The sequence below is a fragment of the Streptomyces sp. NPDC007917 genome, from assembly GCF_042959105.1.
GTDB lineage: Bacteria > Actinomycetota > Actinomycetes > Streptomycetales > Streptomycetaceae > Streptomyces.
Map to the genome: position 1 here is coordinate 374,403 of NZ_JBIBKK010000006.1, position 17,577 is coordinate 391,979.

A 17,577-nucleotide genomic window follows, 5' to 3' on the forward strand; every position below is an offset into this window, starting at 1 on the left:
AGTTGATGCCAACTGAGCAAACGGAGGACTCCAATCCGAGTTACCCGAATGTGCCGGTCCGGCGATATCACGGCAATGTCGCCAATTAGATGCGGGGTCGTACACGGATGCGCACCGGCCCCTTCGTCAGCAGCGTGATCCCGGCGCCGAGCGGAATGTCGCCGCCGTCCGTCGCGTCTTCCACCTCGTACGCGCGCAGCAGCGTCGCCAGGCTCAGCACCGAATGCAGCGTCGAGAAGTGCTGGCCGACGCAGGCCCTGGGCCCGCCGCCGAACGGGAAGTACGCGTAACGCGGCCGGGCGGCCTCCGCCCGCGGGGTGAAGCGCTCCGGGTCGAAGCGCTCCGGATCCTCCCAGTAGGCGGGGTGGCGGTGGGCGACCCACTGGCTGACGAGCACGGCGGCACCGGCCGGGACACGGCGGCCGCCGACGACGGTGTCGGCCACGGCCAGACGGCTGACGGCCGGGGACGGCGGGAAGAGCCGCATGGCCTCCTTCAGCACCATGGTGAGGCGGGGCAGGGCCTCCAGATCCGCCGCGGTGGGGGTGCGGCCGTCGGGGAGCACCCGGTCCAGCTCCTCGTGCACCCGTTGCTGCTCGGCCGGGTGGCGGGCCAGGAGGTGGAGGGCGAAGGTGAGCGCGGTGGCGGTGGTGTCGTGTCCGGCGAGGAAGAAGACCAGGACCTGTTCCCGCAGTTCGGCGCGGGTCAGACTGCCGTCTTCGGCGTTGTGGGCGCGGATGAGGAGGGTGAGCAGATCCTCGGCGCCGCCCTCCTCTCCGGTTCCGGGCGCGCGCTCGTGCCCGTCGCGCTCCCGGTCGTCCATGCGCTTGCCGATGATCGCGTCGCACAGCGCGTACAGCCCGGCCTGGGCCCGGGCGGCGCGGCGGTTGGCGGGGGTGGGCCAGCCGCGGGGCAGCTTGACCGGGGACAGGGCGCGGGCCCGGGCGCGCTCGTTGAGCATGGGCAGGCTGTCCCGGACGACCTCGATGGTCTGCTCGACATCGGAGCCGAACAGGACGCGGCCGACGACGCGCAGCGCGTATCCGCGCATCTCCTCCACCAGCTCGACGCCCTCGCCGGGGGTCTCCCGCCAGCGGGCGGCCAGCGCGGTGGCCTCCGAGGTGACGGCGGCGGCGTAGCCCTCGACCCGGCGGCGGGTGAACAGCGGCTGGATGAGCCGGCGCTGGCGCCGGTAGTCCTCGTCCTGGCTGGTGAGCAGGCCGTTGCCGAGGGCCTGCCGCAGCTCTTGGTAGATGACGTTGTCCTTGCGGAAGTTGGCCGCCTCCGTGGCCAGGACCTGCTGGACGCCCTCGGCCGAGAACACGGCGTAGATGTCCCGCCGCAGGCCGGGCGGCCCGGCGCGGAACCGGACGACGTCGCCGTGGTCGCGGCGGGCCCGCAGATAGGCCGCCAGCGGATCGCCCAGCAGGTCGGCCATCGAGCCGAGCAGCCGCGTTCCGGCCGCGCACGGCGCCTCGGTCACTCCGGTCGCCCCGGCGGCCGTGGCCGTGCTCGGCTTGGCCTCCGCCGCCTTGGCCTCTGCCGCCTTGGCCTCTGCCGCCTTGGTCTCCGCCGCCTTGGCCGTGCTCGCCTCGGTCGTCATCGTCGTCTCCGGTGTCAGGCCGCCGGGGCCGTGGTGCGGCGTACGGTCACGGCCGCGAGCACCGCCACCCCGAAGGCGAAGCCGATCGAGAGGTACCAGGTGTTGCGCGCTCCGCCGAGCGCATCGTCCGCGGACGCGGTGACGATGGACACCGCGAGCGCCGTGCCGAGGACCGCGCCCAGCTGCCGGAAGGCGGCGTTGGCCGCGCTGGCGGTGGCCAGCCGGCTGGGCTCGACCCCGGCCAGGGCCACCCCGCCAAGCACCGGCCAGACCAGGCCGGCGCCCAGCCCCATGACGGCCGCCCCGGGCAGCCAGTGGGTGAGGAAGTCCGGGTCCTGGCCGCCGCCCCAGAACAGCAGCAAGGTGCCGCAGATGTAGATCAGACAGCCCGCGATGACGACCAGCTGATCGCCGAATTTCTCGGCGAGGCGGGCGGCCGGCCGGGCCACCAGGGCGGTGGCCAGCGGCGGCGGCGTGGTGGCCAGGCCCGCGGTGAGCAGGGACCAGTTCCAGCGGCCGGTCAGGAACAGGATGTTGTTCAGGATGACGGCGTAGAAGGTCACCGAGAACAGCATCGAGCCGATGTTGCCGCCCACGGCGTTGCGCGAGCGCAGCAGATCGAGGGAGAGGACCGGGGCCGGATGGCGTGCGCTGCGCACCACCACCGCCACCGCCAGCGCCGCCCCGCCGATCAGGCAGCCGAGGGTGCGCCCGCTCGCCCAGTCCCAGTCGGGGGCCTTGACCAGGCCCAGGGCGAGCAGGCCCAGGGAGGCGCCGAGCAGCGCCGAGCCCAGCACGTCGGGGGTGGGGCCGCCGCGTTCGCGCTGCTCAGCGAGGTGCCGGCCGGCCCATACGGCGACGATCCCGATCGGGATGTTCACCAGGAACACCGCCCGCCAGCTCCAGTGCTCGGCGAGCAGCCCGCCGAGGCCGGGCCCGATCCCGGCGGCCAGCGCCGCGGACGCGCTCCAGATGGTGATCGCCGTCAGCCGCTTGGCCATCGGGAACATGGGCAGCAGCAGCGCGAGCGAGGTGGGGACGAGGATCGCGGCGCCGAGCGCCTGCACCAGCCGGGCGCCGATGAGGACGGCGGCCGAGCCGGAGATCCCGCAGACCGCGGAGGCGACGGTGAAGGTGGTGAGGCCCACCGCGAAGGACCGCCGGCAGCCGAGCCGGTCGGCCGCCCGGCCGGCGGGCATCAGGAGCGCCGCGATCACCACGTTGTAGCCGTTGAGCACCCAGGACAGGGTGGGCAGATCGGTGGTGTCGAAGTCCTCGGCGATGTTGGGGAACGCCACGTTCACGATGGTGCTGTCCAGGAATGCCACGAAGGCGCCGAGGCAGCACAGCAGGACCAGCTTGACGGGTGGCCGGGCGGGTGGGCCGGCGGCGGGCTCGCCCGCCACGGCGCCCCGCGTTCCGTCGGGAGCGACCGGTAAGTCGGTCATGGGGTGTCCCCTCTTGGACAGGAGCGCGCGGTCGACAGGCACCGATCCTTCACCCTGGTTCGGCGATCACGATGCTCGTTGTTACCCGTGAGTGTCAATCCCCCCGGCGGCCCCACGGAACACACCCTCCACGCCTCAACCGACCGTCTGCATAAGATCATTGACCCACCGTCAACATTGCTGTAACACTTGCTCGCCGTGTCGATCACGGGGGTCGATCACGGAGGTCGACCGCGGGGGGAGACGGCTGAAGTGGCTGGTCCATATGGTCGCGGCGCCGGAAGCTTCGCGCGGCTGCTGAGTGAGCGGGCGGCGCGGGAGCCCGACGCCCTCGCCTACCGGTTCGTGGCGGACGACGAGTCGGCCGACCGGATCACCTACGCCGAGCTCGACGCGCGCGCACGAGCCGTCGCGGCCAGGCTGTCGGCCGCCACCGGCGGGCGGCCCGATCCGGCGCTGCTGCTCTTCGCGCCCGGCCTGGACTACCTCGCGGGGCTGTTCGGCTGCTTCTACGCCGGGGTGCCCGCGGTGCCCGCCTTCCCGCCCGACCCGGCGCGCCTGGCGCGTACGATGCCGCGGCTCGCCGCCATCATCGAGGACACCGGCTCGGACACCGTCCTGACCACCTCGGACATCGCACCGCTGCTGGACGGCTGGCTCGCCACGGCGCTCGCCGGCCGCACCCCCCGCCTGATCGCGACCGACCTGGCCGAGCCCACCGGCGAGAGGGCCGAGGGCCCGCTGCCTCAGATCCGGCCGGACCGGCTGGCGCTGCTGCAGTACACCTCGGGGTCGACGTCGCTGCCGCGCGGCGTCATGCTCAGCCACGCCCAGCTGCTCGACAACTCCCTGGAGATCGCCCGCGGGTTCGGGCTGCACCAGGGCAGCTCGGGCGGCGTCTGGCTGCCCCCGTACCACGACATGGGGCTGATCGGCGGCATCCTCACCCCGCTGTCCTTCGGCATCCCGGTGACGCTCATGTCGCCGGTGACGTTTCTGCGCCGCCCGCTGTCCTGGCTGCGCATGGTCTCCCGCTACGGCGTGACGGTCACCGGCGGCCCGAACTTCGCGTACGACCTGTGCGTACGGCGCGCCAAGGACGCGGACCTGGAAGGGCTCGACCTGTCGGGCGTGGAGCTGGTCTTCACCGGTGCCGAACCGGTCCGCGCCGACACCATGGCGCGCTTCGCCGAGCGTTTCGCGCCCTGCGGCTTCAGAGCCGAGTCGTTCTACCCGTGTTACGGGCTCGCCGAGGCGACTCTGTTCGTGACCGGCGGCAAACCCCTGGGCGGCTGGCGCTCGGTCGAGGTCGCGCGCGACGCGCTCGACGTGCACGGCACGGCCCGCCCGGCCGGGTCCGAGGAGCGCTCCAGGTCCCTGGTGAGCTGCGGCTCCCCCGGCCCGGGGACCAGGCTGCTGATCGCCGACCCGGCCACGGGCGAGCCGCTGGGCGAGGGCGCGGTGGGCGAGATCTGGATCGACTCACCGAGCGTCGCCGACGGCTACTGGCGGCGGCCAAAGGACACCGACGCCACCTTCGGCGCCACGACCACCACCGGCGACGGCCCGTATCTGCGCACCGGCGACCTCGGGTTCGTCCTGGACGGCGAGCTGTTCCCGGCGGGGCGGCTGAAGGACCTGATCGTCGTCAACGGGCGCAACTACCACCCCGTCGACATCGAGCGGGTCTGCGAGGCCGAGGTCCCCGGCATCCGCCGCAACTGCGGCGCCGCCTTCGCGATCGAGGACGACGAGGGCGCGGCCGAGCGGCTGGTGCTGGTCTACGAGGCGAACCCCGTCAAAGAAGGGGAAGAGGAGCAGTACGCGGCGGCCGTCGAGGGGATCCGGCGGGCGGTCTCGATGGAGCTGAGCATCCCGCCGTACACCGTGGTCCTGGTGCGGCCCCGGACCATCCCCAAGACCTCCAGCGGCAAGGTGCAGCGCTGGCTGGCGCGCCGCCAGTTCCTCGCCGGCGAGCTCGACGAGCTGGCCCGCCTCCAGGCTCCCGCCCGGCCCGCGGGCGCGACATGACCACATCCACGAGGGGGAAACCGACGTGATCGTCAAAGTGCGGGGCGTCCTGCTCCGGTTCACCGACTACGAGAGCGAGATCGAGGTCGGCGGCGACACCGTGCGCGACGGGCTGACCGCGCTGACCGACCGCTACCCGGACCTGGCCGAGGTGCTGATGGACCGCGAGGGAAGCGTGCGCGCCACCCATCTGATCGCCCTCAACGGCGAAAAGCTCACTCTGGACGAGCTGGACCGGGAGGCCACCGAGGACGACCGGGTGGACATCGTCACCGCGATATCCGGGGGCTAGCGCCGATGCCGCGCAGCTCCACCTACGAGGTCGTGCTCGACGCGAGCCTGTTCACCCCGGACCGGCTGCAGCCCACCGCCGTCGGGCGGCTCGCCTTCCAGGCCGGCACCCGCTGGCTGCGCGACCATGTGTGCAGCCACCGCACGCTGGTCTCCGAGCACCAGGTGGGATTCGTGCTGTGGGCCTGGCAGCTGGAGTACGAGCAGCCCCTGCGGTTCCTCGACGCCGACGAGGCGCTGGTCGAGGTGCGCGCCCGGGTGCGCGGACCGCGCTCCTCGCAGCTGGAGATGGAGATGGAGGTCTCGGGCCCGGCGGGCGTGGCGGTGCGCACCCGCGCCACCTCGGTGCCGCTGCGGCTCAGCGGCGACCAGGCGCTCTCGGGCGCGCCGACGACGCTGCCGGACTCGTTCGTGGCGGGCTTCGCGGACGACGAGGTCGAGCGCGCCCCGTATCTGTCGCCGGTGCGCGCCCTGTTGGGCACGTACGAGCGCGAGGGCGAGCGGATCGCCTCGCACACCACGACGTTCCGGGTCCACCGCCACCACTGCGAGGTGGCCGACCAGTGGTACTGGGCCGAATCCCTCGGGTTCGCGGGCGGCGCGCGCGAGGAGTGCGTGATGCGGCACGGCGGGAAGGTGCCGGAGCTGCGGCGCGCGCTGGCCGAGGGGGTCCGCCGCGTCGACGCGACCTGGCTGCGGGCCGGTCAGCTGTGGGATCTGCTGCGGGTGCGCACCACCGTCCACCGCCACGCCGGCCGGCTCGCGTTCGTCCATGAGCTGGGGCTCGACGGTGACGACGGCAGCGGGCCGTACGCGATCGTGGTGGAGCACGTATGACCGGGGCATCGCCGGCCGCGTTCTCGGCGTTTGCGGCGTTTGCGGCGGCGGAGGAGCTGGAGCGGGCGCTGGGCTGCCCGTTCGATCCGGACACCGGCATGTCGCTGGCGGGCGGGGTGCGCGCGGACGACCTGGAGGCCGAGCCCACCGCGGCGTACGAGGCGGCCTGGGCGGCCGGGCTGCACGAGCACCTGGTGCCGGTCACCGAGGGCGGCCGGCTCGGCTCGTTCGAATCGCTGCTGGCCGTGGTGCGCGCCGCCTCGCGCCGGGAGCTCGCGGTCTCGGTCGGGTTCGGCTCGACGCTGCTGGCCACCGCGCCGGTGTGGACCTGGGGCGACGACGCGCAGCGGCGCCGCGTCGCCGAGCTGGCGCTCGGCCGCGCCTGGGGCACCGCCGGCATCAGCGAGGAGGCGGCGGGCAGCGATCTGCTCGCCACCGCCACCCGCGCGGCGCCCACAGGCGACGGGTTTGTGCTGAACGGGAGGAAGTGGCTGGTCGGCAACGGCCGGCGGTCCTCGTTCGCCACCGTGCTCGCCGCCTCCGACCCGTCCTTCGGGCTGTTCCTGGTGGACTTCGAGGCCGTCGGCGGCGACGCGGTGCGGCGGCTGCCGAAGGTGCCCACCCACGGACTGCGCGGCCACGACCTGAGCGGCTTCGTCCTCGACGACTGCCGGGTCGGCTCAGACGCCGTGATCGGACGGCCGGGCCGCGGCATCGAAATGGTCACCGGCATGCTCCAGTTCACCCGGACGCTGGTGGGCGGGAGCAGCCTCGGCGCCGCCGACACGGCGCTGCGCATCGCGCTGCGCCACGCGCGCGGGCGGGTGCTGTACGGCGAGCCGGCGCTGGCGCTGGCCCCGGTGCGCTCGCTGCTGGCGCGCGCCTTCGCCGACCTGCTGATCGCGGAGTGCACCGGTCTTGCCGCGGCGCGCGCCCTCGATGTGGCGCGGCAGCGGATGGCGCTGTGGTCCGCGGTGGCCAAGTACGTGGTGCCCGCGCTCTGCGTGGACGCGGTGAACGCGTGCGGCGAGGTGCTGAGCGCCCGGGCCTATCTGCGTGAGGGGGTCGCGGACGGGGCGTTCCAGAAGCTGGCGCGCGATGTGGCGATCACCCCGGTGTTCGAGGGCACCCAGCTGGTGCAGCTGGACACGGTCCGCGCGCAGCTGGTCAGCGGGGCGCGGCGGCGCGCCGGGGGGTCGCGGGCCGAGGTGCCCCTGCCGCTGCTGTTCGGGTTCGGCGAGCCGGTGACTTCGGTGGCGCCCCGGGACCAGCGCCCGTCGCTCACCTACGGGGCCGCCGACGAGGTGGTCGACCTCCTCGACGAGACGGTCGCGGCGCTGGGCGACGACCAGGAGCTGTTCTCGCTCGGGCACACGCTGCTGAAGGTCCGCGACGAGACGCGCGAGACGCTGCGCGGGCTCGGCACGGCGCGCACCGGTGAGGCGTACGAGGCGGCCCGCCGGCACTGTCTGGTGCACGCCGGCGCCTGCTGTCTGCACACCTGGCTGCTCCGCCGGGACGCGCTCGGCGGTCTGGCCGCCGACCGGGCCTGGCTCTCGGCCGCGCTGCGCCGCGTGGTGGAGCGGCTGGGGTTCCCGGCCCCGCCGGACCGGGAGGCCGAGGACCTGCTGGTGCGCCGACTGCACGACCTTGACGACGACGATCGCGCGTTCTCCCTCGTACCGCAGCGGCTCGCCCCGCAGTACCGGGGGTCCGCGCCGGGCCGCATCTAGGCCGCATCCAGGCCACACTCGGGCCGCATCCAGGCCGCATTCCGGCCGCGTTTGGGAGGACGCCATGACCACCGAACACCGCGACGGCACCGCCGGGTCCGCCGGCGCCTGGCTGCCCTCACTGATCGGGGAGCTGCTGGGCCTGGACGGGCAGCGGCTGCCCGTCGACCGGCCGCTGGGCGAGATCGGCATCGACTCGCTCACCGCGGCCCAGCTCTCCGTCGAGGTCGAGGAGCGCACCGGCGCCACCATCCCGCTGGAGCGGTTCCTCGGCGAGGAGACGCTTCAGGACCTGGTGCGCGAGCTGGACGCCGCTGCCCAGGAGGTCGGGGCATGACGGACCGGGCGCACGCCGCCGATGTGATGAACCGGGCGGCCCCGGAACAGCACACCCTCGACGCCGAGATCGAGCGGATCCGCCGCGAGGCCCGGCGCAGGTTCGGAAGCTTCGTCCTGGAGGTGGCCAACCCCGGCTCGCACTTCCGCAACAAGGAGTGCCGGCCGCTCGACAACCGCGTCTTCGAGCAGGCCGGCGAGCTGGGGCTGTTGGGGTTCTCGCTGCCGGCCGAGATCGGCGGCGAGGGGCGGGACAAACTGGCGTGGGGCGTGGTGGTCGAGGAGATCGCCCGTCTCTCGCGCGACCCCGGCTTCGCGGTCCTGCTCGACATCAGCGTCGAGATCACCGAGCTGATCCTGTCCAGCGGCACACCGGAGCTGATCGAGACCTACGTTCCTGACCTGGTGGCCGGGCGGCGGTTCGGCGTGCAGGGCGCGTACGAGAGCCGGGACCCGTACGACTACCACTCCACAGCGCGGCTGGAAAACGACGTTTGGGTGCTGAACGGCGCCAAGCGGTTTCTGGCCGGGGCGCGCTTCGCCGACCTCTTTGTGCTGTTCCTGCGCGACGAGGCGTCCAACGACATGCTGGCGTTCCTCGTCGAGAAGGACGACCCGGGCGTCACCCCCGTGCACATGGACACCATGGGCATGCACACCATGGGCCTGGGCCAGGTGATCCTGCACGAGGTGCGGCTGCCCCCGGCGCGGCTCGTGTGGCGCGCGGACGCGCTCAGCGAGCTGAACACCTATGCGCGCATCCGGCGGACGATGAGCGCGTGCGGGGTGCTGGGCGCGCTGGACGGGGTGATCGAGAACTGTGTGGAGGCGCTGAACCCGCGCAGGCGGGGCGGGCGCCGGGTGCTCGAATACCCCAACGTCGAGCGGTCGGTGGGCGAGATGCGCATGCTGCTGCAGTCGGCCCGCGCGAGCGTCTACCGGGCGCTGGACGGCACCAGGTCGCCGGACCGCGACCCGTACTTCGACGAGTTCGCGACCGTCGCCAAGCACCATGCGTCGGAGTGCGCGCTGCGCGTCGGCCGGCTGGTGATGAGCCTGCAGGGCGGCGAGGCGTACATGTCCGCGTTCCCGTGGGAGCGGTTCATGCGCGACATCCTGGGCCTGATCTCCGGTCAGGGCTCCCAGGAGATGCTGCTGCTGCAGCTGGGTCAGCGCACGATCGTCGGCCTGGAGGGCAAGCGGGTCCGGGAGGAGGCCGCCGAGCGGACCGTGTCCAAGCTGGCGGACGGGTGGTGGGCGCTGCACGCCGCCGCGCACGGGGCCGGCGGGGAGTTCGCCGACGCGGTGGCGGCGGTGGTCTCGGCGGCCGGGCTCGACGCTCCCGACGCTTTCGGCCCGGACCGGCGCGGCGCGGTGGCCGCGGTGGCCGCGCTGCTCGAGCGGGCGCACGCCCTGGTGGCAGCCGTACGGGCGGGCCGGGCGCCGGAGGCGCTGCCGCAGGGGCCGGCGGGCCTGTTCGAGGGGCGGCTCGCCCGCCTGGCGGCGGGGGCGTGGGGCCTGCTGGCGTGCGGGGTGGCGCACGAGACCGGGCTGCTGGCCCGGCTGCTGGAGCCGTGCACGGTACGGGAGGCGGCCGGGGATCTGCTGCCGCCCGGCCTCGCCGAGGGGCTGCTTGAGGCCCTGGTGGCCGCCTCGGTGGTGCACCGGGACGGCGAGGGCCGGTACGTCGCCGACGAGGGCCTGGAGCGGGTGCTGATCGGCGGCCCGCGCGCCTCGGCGTTCGCGGCGCGGCTGCGGCGCGCGCTGGACGGCGGGGCCCGGCTGCTGAGCGACCTCGGGGAAGTGAGGCACGCCCCCACACCGCCCAGCACGGCACCTCGCCGCGTTGTCGCAGCACCCGAGTACGCCCAGTACGAGGGCGCCGCTCCGCCTTGCGCTGCACCGCACCGGACGACGCGGGAACGCACCCCACCTCCCCGAGGCCGCTCAGACGGGAAGCCGGTCGCGGGGCGCGAGTCGCTGACCGGGTGCGGAGGCGAGGCGGCGCCGCTGGCGGATGTGCTGGTCAACTCGCTGCTGGGCAGGCTGGAGGGGCTGCCGGAGCTGCTGGACCGGCCCGGGGCGCAGGTGGGCTGCGCGGCCGGGGACGGCGGCCGGTCCGCCGCCGAGCTGGCGCGTCACATCCCGTTCGTCCCGGTGCTCGCGTCGGAGCCGGAGCCGGTGGCCATGGGCGCGGCCGGAGCCGGGGGCGAGGGTGAGGGTGAGGTACGGGTCCGGGTCGACGACGCCAGGAACGCCCCGGAGGCGGGCTTCACGGCGGGCGACCGGCTCGCGCTCGCCTGGCTGCCCGCCGCCGGACTGCCGGACCCCGGGCGGCTGCGGGCGGCCGTCGCCGCGGCCGGGGAGGCGCTGCTGCCCGGCGGCTGGGTCGTCCTGCCGTGCCCCCTGCCGCCCAAGCGCCCGCTGGGCGCCGCGGCGGCGCGCCTGGACCTCGCGCTCGCGGGCGGGCGTACGCCCGAGGACGGCGAGGTCGAGGGCGCGCTGAGGGCGGCGGGTCTCGGGCATGTGCGGACCGCGTGGGACGACGCCGCGCTCGGCATCCGGCTGATCGCGGCGCGGCGCCCCGCCTGACGTACGGCCGGTGCGGGACCCGCGGCCGGTGCGGGACCCGCGGCCGGTGCGGGACCCGCGGCCGGTGCGGGACCGCACCGGCCGCGGGGCGGCGGCTCAGTAGTCGGCGCGCAGATGGATCAGGGCCTGGTTGCGGCCCTCGGCGTGCTTGGTCTGGCCGATGCCGATGAGGTCCTTGGTGTAGTCGCTGTCCTTGGCGTGGCCGTGGGTCTGTGCCCAGTTGGCAACCATGGAGTCGACCTCCTTCTGGCCCGCCGTGAACTGTTTGGCGTTCTCCACGCTCGCGTCCAGGTTGGCCTCTTTGATGCGATCCCACATGATGCTGTGGGATTCGGAGCGGATGATCCGGTAGAGGATCTCGGAGCCGAACGCGGCGGCGTTGTTGGACACGAACTTCGGGCCGATGCTGGTGACGCTGGTGAGGGCGTTGTTGAAGTCCCGTTCCCACTGGATCTTCTTGTCGCGGTCGTCGAAGAGGACGTCCGCACGCACCCCGTCGTACATGCCGAGGGCCGAGGACGCCTCCTGGATCGGCACCCGGGTGTGCTCGGAGATCTTCTCCGGCATGCCGGCGAAGGTCCCCGCCGCGTAGTGCCGCTCGGCGTTGTAGAGATCCGCGAACGCGCTGGGGTCGTTGGCGACCCCGCGCATGATCTTGACGAGGTGTTCCTCGGGGACGGAGACCCTGAGCTCGCCGTTGTCGTTCCAGAGTCCGTTGTGCTCGCGGTAGAGGGGGTTGTCGCGGGCGAGGGTCTGGTGCAGGTCGGGGGTGTAGTCGGCGAGGATGTTCGCCATCGGCCGGCGCAGCATGGGGTCCAGGTTCTCGGCCGCGCCCGCCTTGTTGAGCGATTCGATGGCCTGGTACATCACCCGGGCCTGGTCCTCGGTGTGCTTCCCCAGGGGGTAATCGCTGCCCGGGACATGGCCGGTGGCGGCCGCTTCGAGCGCGGCGCCGAAGCCCATCTTGCCGAACGTGTCGTCCATCGACTGGGGCGGGCCGACGCTGTTCAGCACGTTCTTCGGCCAGTCGCGCTGCTCGATGAGATAGGTGAGGTGGTCGTTCTTCAGCGGCCCCTTGCCCTCGGGGTCGAGGAACGCGGTGGCGGTGTCGGGGTCCTTGCTCATGAGGCCGAGGACGGTGTCGAGCGGATCGTTGACGAATTTGGGGTCGGCGCCGGTCCACTCGTCCCACACGCCCGAAGGCTGTTTCTTCTCCGCCTTGATGATGTCGTCGCCCAGTGTGTAGAGGTACTGGTCGTCGAACTTGTCGTAGTTCTGGAGCATGGTCAGATACGACTGGTAGCCGTACCGTGGCACCTGCTTGCTGCCGTACTTCTCGAAGCCCACCTTCCGGACGCCTTCCGTCCACTCGCGGAAGAACTTTCCGTCCGGGCTGTTCAGCCAGGCGTTGAACTGCGGTGAGCCGGGCGGGCGCTCCTTGAGGGTTCCCGGCACCGCGGTGGCCGTGGCCACCGAATGGGCCAGCCCCTGCTCCACGGAGAGATATTCGGTGTTGCTGACCGAGCCGTCGCGGTTGTACGAGAGCCCGACGAGCTTGTCGCTCAGCTTGATGGCCTCCCCGGGGCCCAGGCCGCTGAGGAACGTCTGGCTGAAGGGCTTGCTCTGCGCGTTGTTGCGCATCAGGATCTGCATTTCCTTCAGCTCCGCCGGCGACAGCTTCCCGTCGACGAGCTTCTCCCCGAGCTCCGTGGCCCGCCGCCCCTCGTACACCTCGACATCGCCCTGCGCGGCCCCGTTGAAGCCCTTCAGGTCCCCCTTGCCGTCGGTGTCCCTCACGGACTCCCGCAGCGCGAGCTTGACGCCGTAGTCGGCGTCGTCGACGGCCTGGACGGCCTGCTCGATCCTCTTGGTCCAGGAGCGCTCGGTCTCCGGGAGGTCGGGGTCGTGGTGGGCGGCGGAGGCCTCCTCCTTGGTGGCCTTGGCGTAGTCGAAGGTGCACCGGCCGTCGGCGTCGACCTTCATCCCGGCCTGCTGCGCCTCCTTGACCGCGTCCTTGACCGCGGCCACCAGCCGCACGAACTGGCCGTGGGCATCGCGCAGCAGATCCGCGACGGCCCGCGCCTCCACCTGGGCAGCGTCGAACTCATGGCGGGTCTGGACGGCGGTGTTGGCGGCCGTGTTGGCGCTGACACCGCGCCAGGACATGCCGGCGCTGATCTTCTGAACCTTGGTCTGGTACGTCGTCTCCAGCTTCTGGAGCTGGTCGGCCATGTCGTCCCACGCCTGGGCGGCGTCGGTCAGCTTGGCGAGGTCGGTGTCCATGACCTGGCGGTAGGTGACCATCTGCTTCCCTCTCAGGGGTGCGAGGAGGTGAGGGGGAGGGGCAGCGAGGGCTGCGAACCGCCGTTGGCGGAGGTGCCGTACGAGTTGTTCTGGAACCCGTAGATGCCGCAGAAGCTGGAACCGGTGTGCAGGTCCGTGCCCGTGAGCAGGGTGTTGGTGCCCCGCAGGGCCTCCTTCTCCCCGCCGATCCGCTTCGTCAGGGCCTTCACCTGGGTCCGCCACTCGGTCAGGACGTGCTTGAGCCCAAGCGCCGTGTCCCAGCCTTGGAACTCGCTGATCGCGGTGTTGGACTTGGAGTCCGCGTCGTCGCCCGCCTTGGTCAGGCCCGGCTCCAGCTCGTCCTCGATGACCCCGGCCGCTGTCTTCTTCTGCGCCGGACTCGAGCACAGCCCGCCGAACGGGGTGCTCCCACCACCACCGCCACCGCCACCGTCGAGCTGGTTGAGCCGCATACCGCTGGACCGCCCCGCCACCGAGTGCTCCTCCTGCGCGGCGGCCTTGAGCCCGGCCCATTCCTCGTCGAAGGACATCTTGAACTTCCCCCCGTCCCTACACACGGCGTGGTGCCGTCGACTATCCCCTCGGCATGGTTCGGGACGACGGAATACAGATCTTTACGAGGATGGAAACAACACCCCTACACCAGCTGTAGATCGTGGGCTTCGTCGCAGGTCAGCGCACCTGTGGCACGGAGTTCAAAAACTGCCGGACGGCCGGGGCCACCGCCTCGGCGAGGTCGGCGGCGGTGCGCAGCATCGCGGTCAGCTCAGCAGCGTCGCGGAAGGCCCCGTCGTGGCCGATGTGCGCGGCCGGGGCGACGCTGTCCGGATCCAAGCGCGAGTCATCACGGCTATTCGTGACGGGTGAATGCCTGTTTCGCTTTGCAATCCCACGCGGGTAGGGAGCGGTAGCCTGGCCCGTCGGTCTCGTCCGAGGAGGTACCGTCATCGGCCCTGATCAGTTACTGGCCGTGCTTGCCCTGTGGGGCAGGCCCGTGCAGTCGGTCCAGAAGCTCGCCGGCGGTTGGAACTCGACCACCTGGCTTGTCCGGGTGTCTTCCGGTGATGAGTCCGCCCAGTATGTGGCCAAGCTGGCCGACTCCAAGGACGGTGACGCATTTTGTAGTGGCTTGCGGGTAGCGAGCGCTGCTGCTTCCCGTGGTTTCCCGAGCGGCGCCCCCGTTCTCACGGCCGACGGCCGCTTGGCTGTTGATCTGCCAGAGGGGGTGCTCGCCTTGCTGCAGTACGTTCCCGGACGATCGCCCTCGGCTGTGTCGGACGACGACATGCGACGCGTAGGGGGCGCCCTGGCTCGGGCTCAGCTGGCTGTCGGAGCTGACATAGTGGGCGTAAGCGAGCAGCACACGTGGCCGTGGGCGTGGGCCGATGTCTGCTTGCAGGAACTGCCTATGGCGTCCAGGGTCCGCGACGCGGCAGCGCGTGCCCTCGACACGGCTCGCGACGTCACGGCCCGTATCTCGCCACGCATGGGGGTGGTGCACGGCGACCCAGGGCTGGACGCCTTCCGCCTGCGTGACGAGTCGCCTCAAGACGATGGCCTCATCGACTGGGCCGCCGCCATGGAGGCGCCGCTCCTTTACGATCTCGCCAGTTTCGCAGTGATGACCCGGGAGACCCCGGAGGCGCTGCCGCCGTGCCTGGAGGGCTATCGGCACGTTGCTCCGGAAGTCGGCGGAGAACTACGTCATCTCGGCGTCTTCGTCAGGCTGCGGTGGATGTGCCATGCCATCTACTTCGCCTCTCGGATCGAGCGGGGGATCATCCGGGGCGCCACATCCGAGGCGGAGAACCGAGAACGCCTCGCCGAGGCGTATGCGGGCCTGACAGAGCCGGTGGACCCGGCACCGCGGCCCGCGTGATCATGCGGCGTCGGAGGGTCCGCCGATCAGTTCGCCCACGCTTATCCGCTGGCGCCCGTCAGGGGTCACGTCGTACTGGGATCGGCCGTGCATGCGGTGCTCGCCTCCTTTCCGGGTTGCGGGGCGACCTCATCCAGATGGGGCAGCGCCTTCTCCCTGTGGCAGTCGCACCCGCATGGTTCGAGCGGGGCGGATGCGGGGACGCGGCACCACTCGTGCACTTCGGCGTACCGGGGGTCTCGCGTCGCGAGACGGCAGTAAGCGGACATCCAGGCGGCCATCAGGCCCTGCCTTGCTGTCGGGCGCGGCACAGGGCGGCGATCTCGGCGAGCGGGTCAGGCTCCTTCGGGAAGCTGGGCGCGCAGTCGGGACACGCGTAGGCAGTGCGGCCCCCGACGCTGGCGGAGTGCACATGTCCCACGATGACCGGTTTGGCGGTCGGCTTGTCGCAGCGCGCGCAGACCTGAGACGTCACCAGCCGGTCTCCTCGGCCGGACCGAGCTCGGCGAGAGCGGCCAAGACGAGCGCCCCGCACAGCAGTCGGGCGTCGGTGAGGTAGCGGCCGGGGCCCACGGGGATGCGCCAGTGGGTGCCCGGTCGGCTGGTCCAATGCGCGGGCGGTACACCGATGTAGCTGGCTGTGGCTAGGGAAGCGCCGAGCACATGGACCTGCCGCACGTTCCAGCCTTCGGCGGCGCCCAGCATAACGAGCCAGTACATGGGGCCGTGCTTGTCCTGGATGACGGCGCCGGACTCGTCGCCGAGCAGTTTGAGCGCATGCTCTCCGACGAGCATGGACGCTCTGACGGCGTCCCACGCTTTACCAGCGGGCTGCAACTGTAGGTCGTTGCCGCTGGGCGGCGTCCACGGCAAGGTTCGGAGTTTCGCCGGCATATCGGCCCCCGGTGTCATCGGTGAAGGTTCTTGGGCACACATTGAGATTGGTCGTGTGACGGCGATCACGGGATAACCGGCGGGTGTTACCGAGGCGGTAATACGCTCGTTTTGGGTTCGGTACACCTCATCGCCTGCGCCTACGATCAACCGGAAGTTGGCCTCATGGATGCCACCGCCCCCGGCCCGCTCGCCCCGGCCGTCCTTGACAGGGACGACTTACGTCGAGCCCTGGATGAGCACGACTTCGCTGCGGCTTTCCGCCTCATCAAAAAGTGGGGCGGCCTGTCACAGAACCGGATCGCCGCCGCCTGCCGACTCACCCCCGGCAAGGTATCCACGATCATGAACGGGTCCAGCAGGGTGACCTCCATAGAGGTCATTCGCCGGATCGCCGACGGGCTGCGCATCCCCGGGCAACTCGTTGGCCTCGCACCCCGCCCGTGGGAGAGCGCGAAGACCACACAGGGAGAACCGCAGACGTCCGGCCCCCGCACCGGGCAAGCGGATGCCGACGCCGTACCGTGGCGGCCGGAGGCCACCACCGGCATGGCCGCCGACCTGACCAGGAGCGATCTTGTGGTGGACCGACGAGCCGCAACGCGCGCCCTCGCCGGCGCCGCCGTCACTGGGGCGCCGCTTCTCGACGCCCTCGACGGGTGGCGTACGCCCACCGCCACTGATGACCGAGCACGCCGTCCCGGCCACCTTGGCATGCGCGAGGTCGAACAGTTGGAAGCCACCGCGCGCGCCTTTCGCCGGTGGGGCCGCACCGGCGGAGGTGGTCTCCGCAGAAGGGCAGTGGCCGGGCAGCTCGCCGACGTGGCCGCCCTACTCGACGAGCACCAGGTCCCGGCCATCGAAAGCCGCCTCTACGGAGTCATGGCCCAACTCGCCGGCAGTGCCGCCTCGATGGCCTGGGACGTCGGCCAGCAGCGCCGCGCCCAGGACTACTATCGCCTCGCGCTCCGTGCGGCCCACTCAGGTGGCGACAACACATTTGGTGCCAACGTGCTGGCCGGCATGGCCCGGCAGATGCTCTACCAAGACCGGCCGCGGGACGCCCTCGAACTCGTCCGCCTCGCTCAGGACGGCGTCCGTCACACAGCGGGACCCAGGTTGCGGGCGATGCTCCATACGCGCGAGGCCTGGGCACTGGCTTGCATGGACCGCCCGTCGGGATTCCGGCGTGCGACCGCGCAGGCCGCAGAGGCGCTCGGCGACGCCGACCGTCCCGATGCGGAGCCGTACTGGATCGGCTACTTCGACGATGCCGAACTCGCCGGAGTTACTGGTGGCAGGCTCTTGGACATGGCCCGCGAAGAACCCCGCGCCTACGCCGAGTCGGCTGCCGACCACATCCGCGCCGCTCTGGAACAGCGCGGACCGGAGGCTGGCCGCAGCCATGCTCTTGACTGGATCGGCCTCGCAGAATGCGCCTTCCTGCTCGGCGACATCACGGGCGCCGCCGACGACTCTCTCCGCGCGGTTGAGGCCGCATCCGGACTTCGCTCAGGACGTGTGCGCGCACAGCTTGCGCAGCTGTACCCCTACACGGTGGGCGACGGTGTGCCCCGGGCCGTCGCCGAAGTACGCAGTAGCATCCGGAGTCTGCTGACCGCATGACAA

At 71.9% G+C, this 17,577-nt stretch carries 15 protein-coding genes; 8 read left to right on the forward strand and 7 right to left on the reverse strand.

All coding sequences use genetic code 11. The annotated features are described in order from the left end of the window. Nucleotides 1–85: 85 nt before the first annotated feature. Together ACFZDL_RS14565 and ACFZDL_RS14570 are read right to left on the reverse strand one after the other, a co-directional pair. Nucleotides 86–1,438, reverse strand: coding sequence for a cytochrome P450 (locus tag ACFZDL_RS14565; protein WP_353589768.1), 1,353 nt, complete (start codon nt 1,436–1,438; stop codon nt 86–88). Nucleotides 1,439–1,617: 179 nt separating this feature from the next. Continuing rightward, nucleotides 1,618–3,051 carry an MFS transporter gene (locus ACFZDL_RS14570; protein WP_353589551.1) on the reverse strand — a complete coding sequence of 478 codons (1,434 nt, stop codon included), beginning with the start codon at nt 3,049–3,051 and terminating at the stop codon, nt 1,618–1,620. 252 nt (nt 3,052–3,303) lie between these two features. Here ACFZDL_RS14570 and ACFZDL_RS14575 point away from each other — a divergent pair, with 252 nt between their 5' ends. The 6 genes from ACFZDL_RS14575 to ACFZDL_RS14600 all read left to right on the forward strand — a co-directional run bounded on the left by ACFZDL_RS14575 (nt 3,304) and on the right by ACFZDL_RS14600 (nt 10,871). Beyond that, the gene (locus ACFZDL_RS14575; protein ID WP_353589553.1) at nt 3,304–5,082 is read left to right on the forward strand and encodes a fatty acyl-AMP ligase; all 1,779 of its coding nucleotides are present in this window, start codon (nt 3,304–3,306) and stop codon (nt 5,080–5,082) included. A gap of 25 nt (nt 5,083–5,107) precedes the next feature. Then, nucleotides 5,108–5,374 carry a MoaD/ThiS family protein gene (locus ACFZDL_RS14580; RefSeq protein WP_353589555.1) on the forward strand — a complete coding sequence of 89 codons (267 nt, stop codon included), beginning with the start codon at nt 5,108–5,110 and terminating at the stop codon, nt 5,372–5,374. Nucleotides 5,375–5,379: 5 nt separating this feature from the next. Then, nucleotides 5,380–6,210 (forward strand): acyl-CoA thioesterase, encoded by an 831-nt coding sequence (locus ACFZDL_RS14585; RefSeq protein ID WP_353589557.1) that lies wholly within the window; start codon nt 5,380–5,382, stop codon nt 6,208–6,210. After that, nucleotides 6,207–7,943 carry an acyl-CoA dehydrogenase gene (locus tag ACFZDL_RS14590; RefSeq protein ID WP_353589559.1) on the forward strand — a complete coding sequence of 579 codons (1,737 nt, stop codon included), beginning with the start codon at nt 6,207–6,209 and terminating at the stop codon, nt 7,941–7,943. The genes ACFZDL_RS14585 and ACFZDL_RS14590 overlap by 4 nt, the downstream gene beginning before the upstream one ends. A gap of 64 nt (nt 7,944–8,007) precedes the next feature. After that, nucleotides 8,008–8,280, forward strand: coding sequence for an acyl carrier protein (locus ACFZDL_RS14595; RefSeq protein ID WP_353589561.1), 273 nt, complete (start codon nt 8,008–8,010; stop codon nt 8,278–8,280). Next, nucleotides 8,277–10,871, forward strand: a complete 2,595-nt coding sequence (locus ACFZDL_RS14600) for an acyl-CoA dehydrogenase family protein (RefSeq protein ID WP_353589563.1) — start codon at nt 8,277–8,279, stop codon at nt 10,869–10,871. The genes ACFZDL_RS14595 and ACFZDL_RS14600 overlap by 4 nt, the downstream gene beginning before the upstream one ends. A gap of 96 nt (nt 10,872–10,967) precedes the next feature. Here the strand turns inward: ACFZDL_RS14600 and ACFZDL_RS14605 are convergent, their stop codons facing one another. The 3 genes from ACFZDL_RS14605 to ACFZDL_RS14615 form a co-directional block, all read right to left on the reverse strand. Further along, nucleotides 10,968–13,175, reverse strand: coding sequence for a DUF6571 family protein (locus ACFZDL_RS14605; RefSeq protein ID WP_353589565.1), 2,208 nt, complete (start codon nt 13,173–13,175; stop codon nt 10,968–10,970). Between the two features lie 11 nt (nt 13,176–13,186). Continuing rightward, nucleotides 13,187–13,705, reverse strand: a complete 519-nt coding sequence (locus ACFZDL_RS14610) for a hypothetical protein (protein ID WP_353589567.1) — start codon at nt 13,703–13,705, stop codon at nt 13,187–13,189. A gap of 142 nt (nt 13,706–13,847) precedes the next feature. Beyond that, nucleotides 13,848–14,009 carry a hypothetical protein gene (locus ACFZDL_RS14615; RefSeq protein ID WP_353589568.1) on the reverse strand — a complete coding sequence of 54 codons (162 nt, stop codon included), beginning with the start codon at nt 14,007–14,009 and terminating at the stop codon, nt 13,848–13,850. A gap of 160 nt (nt 14,010–14,169) precedes the next feature. Between ACFZDL_RS14615 and ACFZDL_RS14620 the strand changes: the two genes are divergently transcribed. After that, nucleotides 14,170–15,054: a phosphotransferase gene (locus ACFZDL_RS14620; protein WP_353589570.1), complete on the forward strand. Its 885-nt coding sequence runs from the start codon at nt 14,170–14,172 to the stop codon at nt 15,052–15,054. A 280-nt stretch (nt 15,055–15,334) separates the two neighbouring features. Here ACFZDL_RS14620 and ACFZDL_RS14625 read toward each other — a convergent pair whose 3' ends face one another. Both ACFZDL_RS14625 and ACFZDL_RS14630 read right to left on the reverse strand, forming a co-directional pair. Then, entirely contained in the window at nt 15,335–15,529 is a 195-nt protein-coding gene (locus tag ACFZDL_RS14625; protein WP_353589571.1) for a hypothetical protein, read from the reverse strand. Beyond that, nucleotides 15,526–15,849: a hypothetical protein gene (locus tag ACFZDL_RS14630; protein WP_353589573.1), complete on the reverse strand. Its 324-nt coding sequence runs from the start codon at nt 15,847–15,849 to the stop codon at nt 15,526–15,528. The genes ACFZDL_RS14625 and ACFZDL_RS14630 overlap by 4 nt, the downstream gene beginning before the upstream one ends. A gap of 264 nt (nt 15,850–16,113) precedes the next feature. On the opposite strand from ACFZDL_RS14630, the gene ACFZDL_RS14635 reads away from it, so the two are divergent. Then, a complete protein-coding gene (locus tag ACFZDL_RS14635) occupies nt 16,114–17,574 on the forward strand; it encodes a helix-turn-helix domain-containing protein (RefSeq protein ID WP_353589575.1) in 1,461 nt (486 codons plus the stop codon). Nucleotides 17,575–17,577 lie beyond the last annotated feature (3 nt).

Coding starts and splice junctions, on each gene's coding strand:
- ACFZDL_RS14565 (WP_353589768.1), bottom strand. CDS start 1,438: ATGGCCGACCTGCTGGGCGATCCGCTGGCGGCCTATCTGCGGGCCCGC.
- ACFZDL_RS14570 (WP_353589551.1), bottom strand. CDS start 3,051: ATGACCGACTTACCGGTCGCTCCCGACGGAACGCGGGGCGCCGTGGCG.
- ACFZDL_RS14585 (WP_353589557.1), top strand. CDS start 5,380: ATGCCGCGCAGCTCCACCTACGAGGTCGTGCTCGACGCGAGCCTGTTC.
- ACFZDL_RS14590 (WP_353589559.1), top strand. CDS start 6,207: ATGACCGGGGCATCGCCGGCCGCGTTCTCGGCGTTTGCGGCGTTTGCG.
- ACFZDL_RS14595 (WP_353589561.1), top strand. CDS start 8,008: ATGACCACCGAACACCGCGACGGCACCGCCGGGTCCGCCGGCGCCTGG.
- ACFZDL_RS14600 (WP_353589563.1), top strand. CDS start 8,277: ATGACGGACCGGGCGCACGCCGCCGATGTGATGAACCGGGCGGCCCCG.
- ACFZDL_RS14605 (WP_353589565.1), bottom strand. CDS start 13,175: ATGGTCACCTACCGCCAGGTCATGGACACCGACCTCGCCAAGCTGACC.
- ACFZDL_RS14610 (WP_353589567.1), bottom strand. CDS start 13,705: ATGTCCTTCGACGAGGAATGGGCCGGGCTCAAGGCCGCCGCGCAGGAG.
- ACFZDL_RS14630 (WP_353589573.1), bottom strand. CDS start 15,849: ATGCTCGTCGGAGAGCATGCGCTCAAACTGCTCGGCGACGAGTCCGGC.
- ACFZDL_RS14635 (WP_353589575.1), top strand. CDS start 16,114: ATGGATGCCACCGCCCCCGGCCCGCTCGCCCCGGCCGTCCTTGACAGG.